This is a genomic window from Microcoleus sp. T3_B1, from assembly GCF_036700445.1.
Classification (GTDB): Bacteria; Cyanobacteriota; Cyanobacteriia; order Cyanobacteriales; family Microcoleaceae; genus Microcoleus.
The window spans coordinates 1-10392 of record NZ_JAUBOX010000143.1; the positions used below are offsets into that span (position 1 = coordinate 1).

Below are 10392 nucleotides of genomic sequence, written 5' to 3' on the forward strand. Positions count from 1 at the left end.
CAGGCAAGATGCCTGTTCCACAAGAAAATTTATCTTTTGTGGAACAGGCATCTTGCCTGTTGCTGACAATGGTGCAAGATGTGAGTTTAACCGCAGAGGGCGCAGAGGACGCAGAGAGGAAGAGAGGGAAGGTTTAAAGATATTGTTGTAAGATGTTGGCGGTTGCTTTGCCGGTTTTGTTCCAGCTAAATTGAGATGATCTGGCTAAACTAGCAGTTTTTAAGTTCGATCGCACTTTTGAATCTGTGGCTACTGTTTGCATGGCTTCGGCTATTTCTGGGACGCTGTAAGGATTGACTAATAATCCGGCATCTCCGGCTACTTCTGGCATTGATGACAGGTTGGAAGTGATGACGGGTGTGCCGCAAGCCATTGCTTCTAAAATTGGTAAGCCGAATCCTTCCCAAAGTGTAGGGAAAACTAGGGCGATCGCCTGATTCATCAGTACGGGCAATTGAGAATAGGGAACGTAACCGAGAAACTTTACGAAAGATTGTAAACCTAATTCTTCAACTTGTGCTGTCAACTGCGGTGTGTAGGCATTGGGAGGCCCAGCTAGCCACAATTCGTAATTTGCGCGATCGGGTAAACTCGCAAATGCAGCAATTAATCTTTCCAAGTTTTTGTAAGGATCGTGTCTGCCGGTATAAAGAAAATAATTTTTGGCGGGCAAGTCGAGATATCTAAAATTAATATTATCGCAAGCTAGGGGAATTGCGGTCATCTTTTTAGGCGGAATTTGGAAAATTTTAGCAACATCTGCCGCCGTTGCTTGAGAATCGCAAATAATGTGTTCTGCTTGCTGCAAAACCTGGGGTATGTAGTAGCGGAAATAAGCTGTTAATCGAGAAAAAGGTTGGGGAAATCGCAAAGGAATTAAATCGTGAACTGTGACGATGTAGCGGCAGCCGGAATATAAAGGTGCTTCGGGAATGGGGGAAAATATCAGGCTTGACTGCAATTTTTTGTAAATCTTTGGCAAGTTGAATTGAGTCCACAGCAGCCTGTTAATTTGTCCTTTTGACCCTCGATCCGGTGTCAGAGTTTCTGGGATTTGATAGCAAGTATAATTGTTAATTTGCTGGGAAGTCAGTAATGTTGGTTCTAGCTGTTGCAGTTGCGGGAAAAGATTAGCGGCGTAAGTCCCGATTCCAGTTGGTTCGGGTGTTAAGAAGGACAAATTGATTAACAGTGAATTAGACATGATTTTATAGAACAGAATTTATCCCAATTGTAGGGGCGGGTTTTACCAACAATAATTGCCGAAAACCCATAATCTCCTAAACCCGCCCCACCCAACCAAAATTTATCCCAATTGTAGGGGCGGGTTTTACCAACAATAATTGCCGAAAACCCATAATTTCCTAAACCCGCCCCCACCCAACGAACAATGAAAATGTACATTTTTATGGTTGCACAGAAGTCAGATTTGATGTTAGTTATTGGCGGTGTACGGGCGGGTTTATATAAATTGTTTGCAATCATTAAATATTGTTGGTAAAACCCGCCCCTACGCAATTTATCGATCGCGTTCCATATCGAGCATTTGAGCTATATCGGCAGGATTTGGCAGCCGAATTGTAGCATACTCTTGGTGAAGAATATCAAAAAAACTATTGACTTTTTTCTCAAAATGTGCAAGTCTAAAGTTCTGACTGCGTTGCTGTGCACCTGCTTGAAGTTCTGCTAGCAAATCGGGATTAACAATTAGTTGATGTGAACGCTGGCAAAGTTCCTCAACGGTATTGAACACAAAGCCCGATCGCCCATGTTCGACAATTTCCGGTTGACCGCCGCCGTTGAAAACAATCGGAGCACAACTGTTGTGCATTGCTTCCACAGTCGCCATCCCGAAATGCTCAAATCTTTGAGGATTGACTTCACCCAAACCGCAGCCGTGCCAAAATATGCTCGCTCTAGCATAAAGTGATTTTACCTCATCAAAGTCAACATTGACTTTTAGCTCGATCGCCCTTGAATCTTGCTTCAATAAATTCTGAACAGTCTTTAAATAAGGATTTTTCGGAATGCTGCTGCCAACTAAAATTAGTCGCCATCCTTGAAAATCTTCGGGATAATCCGCTAGCAAACTGCGGAAAGCTTTAATTAGTTCAATTTGCTTTTTTGTTCCCCCAGCTTCAAACTGTCCCACCGCCAAAATTATGTTTTCTTTCGGCACTTTAACTGTTGCCATTTCCACGGGGGGATAAAGCAGAAAAGTTGGCTGTAGGTTCCAGCGTTTCTCCAACCACTTGACGGTAAATTGACTGTTGGCAATAATGAAAGTGTAATCATCGACAGCAAAATGACGGTTGCGGAAGGTATTGGGAAAGTGACAGAAAAATACTGAAATTGGCGATAGTGGTTTAACTTTTTCCAGTTGGTTCGCGTTGATAAAAATATCGTAGTTTTTGCTTTCTCTGGCAATTTCATCAAAGGGATTTTCCATATCTTCCACGATGATGCTGGAATCGATGCACTGCATTCCGCGTTTATCGTAAAACGCCAAGGGCATAATTTTAATTTTGCATCCTGAAAGGTTGAGTCCATACCAGGATTCTAAGTCGGAAACAGCAACTGGTTTGTTGGCGATAAAAGTAATGTCAAATTCATTTTGCAGCAGCGAGGCGAGGGTAGCGACGTATTTTTGGCCGCCGCCGATAAAATGCAGTCCGTGATCGTAAATGGCGATCGACATTTTGCGATCGCCCCGAACCACCTGTAAGCGAGACAAAATGCGATCGATCTTCAGGCGACTGTAAATCACCGCCAACTTTTCCGACAACTGTGGCAATACAGTTTCGATGATTTCTGGTTTCTGATAATCTAGAAGTTTTTTAATCGCTACAAATAAACTCTCGAACAGCAAATCGTACTGCTTGTTAGTAAAAAAATCAGAAGTATGAATTCCTTTGACTAATTGCAATGGTTCATGTTTTGCCAAATACAAAAACCTATTGCGGTTGCAGAAATACTCGGTAAGTTTGCTTCCTTTACTCGAACCCCGATATTCGTGATGGGCGATGGCGGCAGGAGTATAAAGCATTTTCCAACCGCGTTTGTGGCAGCGTTTTGCAAACTCTACATCCTCAAAATACATCACAAAATCTTCATCTATCGGTCCCACATCTTCGAGACATTCTCTGCGGAAAAGCACCGCGGCCCAACACAGCCCTTCGACTTCCCGTTCTGTATCGTACTGTCCCGCATCTTTTTCGCCAAATCCCACATCTTGCCAATAAAAATTAGGTAATTGCTGAATACCTGCGCTGTTAATTCGCCCGTCTTTAAACAACAATTTGCCGCTGGTCGCCCCTACTTCTTTATTAGTTTCTAGCCGTTTTACAAGAATCTCTAACCAGCGACTGTCAAGGGTAGCATCGTTATTTAGAAAGCCGATATATTGCCCTTTTGCTTCGCTGATGCCGAGGTTGAGGGCTTTAGCAAAGTTGTTGGCAGTATTGACAAAAATCCGAACTTTGGGAAATAGTTCGCGCAGGGAATTAACGGAATCGTCTTGAGAACAATTATCAATTACAATTAAATCTAGTTGCGATTCGGGATACGCAAGTTTTTGTAGAGATTTTAAACAATCTTTCGTGTGGCGCAGACCGTTATAGTTGACTATAATTAACGAGCATATGGGCAGTGCAGTCATTCGATTTTAGATTTTAGATTTTAGATTTTAGATTGAGGAATTTAAGGATTGAAGAATTTTCGATTTGGGATTAAATCATTGAAAATTTGAATCATTGAAAATTTGAAGGATTGAGGAATTTTCGATTTGGGATTTAGGATTTTAGATTGAGGAATTGAATAATTTTCGATTTTTGATTGAAGCATTGAAGCATTGCTCTCGCGAATAAATCTGGGGCCTTGCGACCAAATTATTTTGGGTCAGCTTGGATGCTTTATTTTTGTCGATCGAGCAATTGAGCGGTAATCTTCTCTAAAATAGCAGTATGTTGCTGCTGCACTGCTTTAATTTGCTCTATTTCCGACTGAAAAGTTGCGATCGCTCTTTGTTGAGTCTCAAGCTGTGCTGTAACTTCGGGATATTCGCTGCTGAATTCCGATTCAATTTTTTCAAAGATAGTTTGTTGATTTTCTTGCAATTGTTGCAATTGTGTGCTTAAGGTATGCACGACGCGGGTATTAGCAAAATTGTAAATTACTTGTCGTTCGAGTACCGGTCTGAGCAATTTTCTGACTATTTTCCTAACGACGATGACTGCGGCACCGAGTCGCCTTTGGTAAGAGGTAATGGGGATGTTATAAATGTCGAAACCTGCCTTTAAAAGGGCGATATCTTCGTCATCTTCGTTTTGGGCGATCGTACTATTTTCTATTCCCAACAGGGGCGGAGCAATACCAATTTGCGGCTCCAAAGTTTGCCGCAATTTATGTATTATCTGTTGAGTTGGTATTTCTTCGTACTGCAAACTTTCCTCTCCTTTAAATGTAAGTTACGCCGTGCCCACCCTTAGTGCCAGCTTAAGACTGAAACCATGTCTAAATCGGGTTTCTATCCGAGTCTCGATCCCCCTAAATCCCCCTTAAGAAGGGGAGTAGGGGTTGACTTTGAATAGTCTTGTCCCCCCCTTATTAAGGGGGGTTAGGGGGGATCGGGAAGACTGTGGAAAGAAGACAGTAGACTCGTAGTACCTTTGAGCTTAAGTTGACACAGATACATTGCTCACCTTACCTCGAATCAATCGCACAACCTTCTCCTTCCTATTTAAGCTAACTCAATTTGACTGTCATCACCAATCAGAAACCGCAAAGCTTTTGGACGAGCCGGCGCATTTGTGAGTTGAGCTCGCTGCCCGATCACGCTGTCAACAATTCGCTGGTGAATGCCAAGTATTTTCGCCCCTTGTAATATTACACTGTGTTCGATATCAGCATCAATCATCGTCACGCGATCGGCAATACTGCTGTAAGGCCCGATAAAGCAATTTTCAATGCGGCAATTTTCCCCAATTACCACCGGCCCGCGAACTGTAGAATTAATGATTTCCGTTCCTTCGCCTATTTGCACTCGTCCTATAATTTGACTCTTGGCGTCTACTTTTAATTCAGTTGAAGCTACGATACGGCTATCTAAAATGATTTGGTTTGCACTCAGCAAATCGTCTTTTTTACCCGTATCCAGCCACCAGCCCTCTAAATTGCAGGCTTCTACCTGTTTTTCCTGATTCATGAGCTGTTGAATAGCGTCTGTAATTTCCAGTTCGCCGCGGGCAGAGGGTTGAATTTGATCGATCGCCTCGTGAATAGTAGGAGCAAAAAAGTAAATTCCCACCAGTGCTAAATTCGATGGCGGATCTTGTGGTTTTTCTACTAACTCCAAAACTCTGCCTTTCTCATCAACTTTTGCCACACCGAATGCAGAGGGATTGGGAACGGGACGCAGCAAAATCAGAGCGTCTAGTTTCTGCTTGTTAAAAATCTCTAAAAACGGATCTAACTGATTCTGAATTAAGTTATCTCCTAAATACATAATAAACGGAGAATCGCCCAAAAATGGTCTGGCAACTTTTACCGCATGAGCGAGCCCCGCCGGCTTTTCTTGCAAGATATAAGTAATTTTGGCCCCGAAGCGAGATCCATCTCCTGTTTTCGTCTTCACCTCTTCCCCGGTTTCGGGACTAATAATAATCCCAATATCCGTAATCCCAGCCGCCACAATTCCTTCAATTCCGTACCACAGTATCGGCTTATTTGCTACAGGAACCAACTGCTTAGCACCCGTATAGGTGAGGGGACGCAAGCGTGTTCCTTTACCGCCAGAGAGGATGAGTGCTTTCATCAGAATTATGGGTTTGAAACCCCGTCCTTCTAGGACGGCTTTACATTGAATTAAATCCCCTTGCGGGGTTGGGGAGGTATGGTTGCCTCCCCGCCGGGATATGGTTGTCCCGTTCTCCTTTCGGAGTAAAGTTAGCTTGTCGGTCAATGTTTTAAGGGCTTGTTAGGCTGAAAGCACCGTCCCAGTGACCTTAGGACTGTTTAACCCTCAGCGATAGAGCGGAAAACTAGCTTCGCATTCTCCGGTATCGTGACCCAAAAAACGTAGTCAGTTAAGACTTAGGCCCGTCAGAATGGCTTGTTAGATTTCTCCTTCAAGCCTCATGCCTTTAGGCTGAGGTTCCTGACTGGGTGAACTCTGAGTTATCCTTTAGGGTTTGCAGTGCTGGCTTGATTTGCCTGCACTTGTTCGCTCTCGTTGATTTTAAACCACCGCTACCCCGCTGGCAATAGTTGCCGTGTATCCTGATACAAATGATTTATTTTGCTCAAACTTTTATATTCCTGGAGGCACAGAGTGTCAGAAACCAGGTTTATTGCCACAGGAAGCAGTTAAAAGCTGAGGTTTTTTGTCACAAAACCCCTTTCTTAAGGTTGTGAGTGCGCCAGTCCCGATTTAATTGCGTACCCTTTTAATAGCGACCGTATCGGGCCAAAAATTGACTACCATTATTGTTTTGATTTGTCAACCAAGCCCACATCTGATCGCCCAGACAAAAATGCCACCATTCGTTAGGATGTTGCTGAAAACCCGCACCTATCATCGCATCTTTTAATATTTTCCGGCGGCGGTGATATTCCTGTTTTTGCGGCTCCTTGCTCTTACCAAAATAATCGGGATAAGAACGTTCTGATATTTCATCAATCGGAGAACCCATATCAATTTGCCGATTATTTTCATCCACTAAAGTTATATCTAAAGCTGCACCTGTACTGTGAGGGGGAGGCGTCGCGCGATCGAGGCTCGGTACTGCCCAAAATTGATATACGTGTTCTATAATCACTTGACGTTTGTCTTCGGAAACCGGAAATTCGCAGCCTTGAGCTAGGGCAATTTGATTAAAAGTATAATCTACCATAAATTGCTGGACTTCCACCGGCCGATAAGCGTCAAATATCAGAATTTTCCAATTTGGATAATTTTGCTGTAGCTGGGTTTGAGCGGCGATTAAACTATCTACAACTCCTTGCCGCAGATAGTAAGGCGAATCTGCTTTGCTATTGTGATAGGGTGCACCCAACTTTTGATAAGGGTGCGGCATTTCAAAGACAAAATGTTCTGTTGGAATTGGGACTAAAGGTTCGCCGCATTCGTCGATCGCTATTTGGTGATATGGTTTCATATCAAGGTGTTACCCTAGTTTATTATTACTGATGAACTACAATACTCGGTATATACTTTACACTTTAGTCACCCAAGCTACAGTAAATTTGCATGAATACCCTCCTCTTCAAAATCGGCATATTCATCTATTATAATTTCTTGAGAATTACTCCAGAACTGCATAATTCAAGAATCAACTCTACTGGATATCCGAAACCGCGAATACAGGGTTTCCTCTAACAGATATTTGGACCTAGTTTGATGCGCTGCCAAATTCGGTTTTCCATATTTTAGGAGCAAATATTAAATATATCCTAACCTAAAGAACATAGCTTTCGATCGGTTTGTAGTAAGGACTTTAGTGCTTTCAATCTCCACCTAAAGTCCTAAAGTCCTTACGACCCAAAAATCCTAACTTTGGCGGTAAGCAACTACCGCATAAAATGGATCGCCGCTTGGTATTCGCAGCATTTGCATAAAACTCGGCAAGTTAGGCTTGCGAACAATTACTTCCGGCTTGCTAAATCCGGGTATATTCGCTCCTTTGACGGACTCAAAGTAGCCCTTGACTAATTCTACCCGATCGCCCTCCGAACCTTCCCGCCAAGCCGCGATCGCCTTTTGATAAAACATCCGGTTGGAAAAGCTCATAATTGCTACTCCACCAGGCTTCAAAATCCGGTGAATCTCGGCAAAAACCGCATCCGGGTGCTGCAAATACTGTACGGAAACACAGTTGACAACCGCGTCAAACTCTGCATCCGGCAGTGGCAATTTGGGATTTGCGTTCAAATTCTGCACAAAATAATGATTCAGTCTGCGATTTTTTGCCAACTCGTCTTCATTCATGCCGTGCCCTTCAACATGGGCAAATTGCATCTCGTCGGGCAAGTGAGAAACCCAACTGCTCATCATATCAAAAATCCGAGTATTCGGTTTCAGCCGTTCCCGATATAAATCGGTGAGTTGCTGAATGAATCCATCGTCTACGTGAGTCACATACCGGGGAGCGGAATAGAACAAATTGTCGTCGGTGTCGTCTAACTTGGTGCGTTGGTCGGCGGGAAGCAACATAAATTCTGATTGCAAACTAGATTTACTCTTTCTAGTTTAAGAACAATAAGAATTGTAAACACACTTCGCAGGGCGGACATCCGGCACTCGGCTGGTGCTAAGAGTGCGATCGATCGTGGCAGTAAGTCACTCGCAAAAGTAAAATGCTGACGCAGCGGGCGATCGGGAACTAAGCCCTCAAGAGCGGGAAAGACAACGCACAGAGCAAGAGCGACGGGCGAAGGAGCAAGAGCGACAGGCGAAGGAGCAAGCCCAGCAACGTGTAGAACGATTAGAGGAAATGCTGCGATCGCAAGGTATCGATCCCGATCGATTACTGTGAAAAGTCCAATTTGCCAGACATTGGGTCAGAAATCCGGTTTCCCGTCTGAAATTGGAGCAATAACTCATCTTTGGCGACGATCGCAATCTTGCGGTACTTCAGGGCGATACAATCGATTTCGCCGTGGGCTTCGGGAGGAACCGGACGTATTACCATGACACTACCGGACTCGCGCTGACGATCGCGCTGACTGCGCCTTAGCAGCGTGGCTCTGATTTTTTAGCGTTTGGTTAGGCCGGTCTCTCCACCGTCGGTTCTGAATTCCAGTAACCCCCAATAGCCTGGTCAAGTTCCAGACCCTCCAACTCGTACTCGTACTCATCGCGGAGATAAACTAGCACATCCTTGACACATCGCCGTTGAGGACTGTCGAGGATCGATAACCGCTCCTGGTTGTACTCGGATAAGTTCGTGAGCAGAAACATCAGACTCTCCAGCACATCGCCCGCATCCTCACGAAGGTCGAAGTCGGTCACGGCTAGGGACAGGTACGCCGGCAGATGGAAGCGGAGGCCAGTCGCATCGTAGAAGGACAGCGCCCAGCGAAGCTGGACCAACGCAGGGTCGCCGACCAGCTTGCGCCAGTCATGCTTCTCGTCCAGTAATCTCGCCTCCTGTCGCGCTTCGGGACCTTCGTAGAGGTCGATGAGCGTTGTCTCGTGGAGGCTGACTCCGTCACCGAGTTCGACGCCACGGAACGCGCGAGCGATGGTGTCGAGCAATTGTTGTTGCCGTTCGGACATTCAGAATCTCCTTTTGTTAATCAAGTTCGACCCACCAACGGAGGTCTGATTTTTTTTGTCTGTGATTAATTACGCTACTAACACTCCTACAGGTTTAACCCTTGCAACTTGATTCAGTGTATCCGATCGCACTAACAATATCGCTATCCAAGTAACTCAGCCAGTTTTCCTGTTGGGATTTAACATTTTGCACGAAGGATTTCAAGATACAAGCGATCGACCTTACTGAGTCTTGATTTGAAAAATCGGCTTTGTTTTCCTCTGGCGGTGCTCCACTGGGTTGTTGAGAATCATTGATGCTGTAGTGGTTGAACCCAGTCAATTCAATGAAAGTTTTTGCTGGTGCTGGTATCCTTTGAAATGCCGAGCGCGAAAGTTATTGAGGAACCACTGAATCCTTTGCCCCAGACAGCATCAGAATAGGAGGCAGCGGACTAATATAGTTAGTGTTGGATGGAGCGTTTGACCCGTAGGTAACTATTGCCATTAGCTTACTCAATAGTTCCGGCGAATTAGCACTTCACGTGGTTGCGATCTTCCCAATACTGCCGAGTTTCTTCGGCTGATTTCAAAATTTCGTGAGCCTGGGCTTCTACATCTGTCTGGTGCGCTTCAATGTAGGAAATGGCAGCGCGGAGTTGCTCATCTGTAAGGTTAAATACATCACGAATGAATTTAGGGGGATACAGGGCTTTGAGATGATCTATTACATCATAAAGAGTGATGCGTGTCCCCGCGATCGTCAGCCCCCTTTCTGTGCGGACGATAGTCACTTTTCCATTAGGTTGTGAAGTCCTATCCCTAACCCTCCAAAAACTACATCCATATTACTTTGCTAAAAAACACTGTAACCGATCGCCCTTGCAATATCATCCGTGTATCCGTGCTATCCGTGTCGTGCTGTTGTTCTATTTTCTCTCTTTTGCACGAAGGGCGATCCTCTGCGAGGGCTTCGCTAACGAACTTTGTTCAGCAAAGGCACTTAGCTGTTTCCTTCACCTCAATTTCATGATTGTTTTTTAAACATCCAATTCTTTTGGCCAATACTTCGGACAGTTTTGGAACAGGGACGCTCCCCGAACAGAGACAAAAAATCCCTGGAATTTTAACCGAAACTC

General features: G+C 44.5%; 11 protein-coding genes. All 11 read right to left on the minus strand.

The window, feature by feature from the left end; translation table 11 throughout:
• Positions 1 to 133: 133 nt before the first annotated feature.
• The 11 genes from QT990_RS34550 to QT990_RS34600 all read right to left on the minus strand — a co-directional run bounded on the left by QT990_RS34550 (position 134) and on the right by QT990_RS34600 (position 10047).
• Complete coding sequence (locus QT990_RS34550) at positions 134 to 1204, minus strand: glycosyltransferase family 1 protein (protein ID WP_333144721.1); 1071 nt, start codon at positions 1202 to 1204, stop codon at positions 134 to 136.
• Positions 1186 to 1404 carry a hypothetical protein gene (locus QT990_RS34555; RefSeq protein ID WP_333144720.1) on the minus strand — a complete coding sequence of 73 codons (219 nt, stop codon included), beginning with the start codon at positions 1402 to 1404 and terminating at the stop codon, positions 1186 to 1188. Before QT990_RS34555 ends, QT990_RS34550 begins: the two co-directional genes overlap by 19 nt.
• Positions 1405 to 1519: 115 nt before the next feature.
• Positions 1520 to 3658 carry a glycosyltransferase gene (locus QT990_RS34560; protein WP_333144719.1) on the minus strand — a complete coding sequence of 713 codons (2139 nt, stop codon included), beginning with the start codon at positions 3656 to 3658 and terminating at the stop codon, positions 1520 to 1522.
• 253 nt (positions 3659 to 3911) lie between these two features.
• Entirely contained in the window at positions 3912 to 4442 is a 531-nt protein-coding gene (locus QT990_RS34565) for a hypothetical protein (RefSeq protein WP_333408382.1), read from the minus strand.
• A 296-nt stretch (positions 4443 to 4738) separates the two neighbouring features.
• A complete protein-coding gene (locus QT990_RS34570; RefSeq protein WP_333161695.1) occupies positions 4739 to 5812 on the minus strand; it encodes a glucose-1-phosphate thymidylyltransferase in 1074 nt (357 codons plus the stop codon).
• A gap of 631 nt (positions 5813 to 6443) precedes the next feature.
• On the minus strand, positions 6444 to 7154 hold the full coding sequence (locus QT990_RS34575; protein ID WP_333144716.1) for a M15 family metallopeptidase: 711 nt from the start codon (positions 7152 to 7154) through the stop codon (positions 6444 to 6446).
• A 392-nt stretch (positions 7155 to 7546) separates the two neighbouring features.
• Positions 7547 to 8209: a class I SAM-dependent methyltransferase gene (locus QT990_RS34580; protein WP_333466341.1), complete on the minus strand. Its 663-nt coding sequence runs from the start codon at positions 8207 to 8209 to the stop codon at positions 7547 to 7549.
• 313 nt (positions 8210 to 8522) lie between these two features.
• Complete coding sequence (locus tag QT990_RS34585) at positions 8523 to 8687, minus strand: hypothetical protein (protein ID WP_333466342.1); 165 nt, start codon at positions 8685 to 8687, stop codon at positions 8523 to 8525.
• A gap of 74 nt (positions 8688 to 8761) precedes the next feature.
• The gene (locus QT990_RS34590; protein ID WP_333466343.1) at positions 8762 to 9274 is read right to left on the minus strand and encodes a DUF6714 family protein; all 513 of its coding nucleotides are present in this window, start codon (positions 9272 to 9274) and stop codon (positions 8762 to 8764) included.
• Between the two features lie 94 nt (positions 9275 to 9368).
• Positions 9369 to 9596, minus strand: coding sequence for a hypothetical protein (locus QT990_RS34595; protein WP_190656775.1), 228 nt, complete (start codon positions 9594 to 9596; stop codon positions 9369 to 9371).
• A 190-nt stretch (positions 9597 to 9786) separates the two neighbouring features.
• Positions 9787 to 10047 (minus strand): DUF433 domain-containing protein, encoded by a 261-nt coding sequence (locus QT990_RS34600; protein ID WP_333466344.1) that lies wholly within the window; start codon positions 10045 to 10047, stop codon positions 9787 to 9789.
• Positions 10048 to 10392 lie beyond the last annotated feature (345 nt).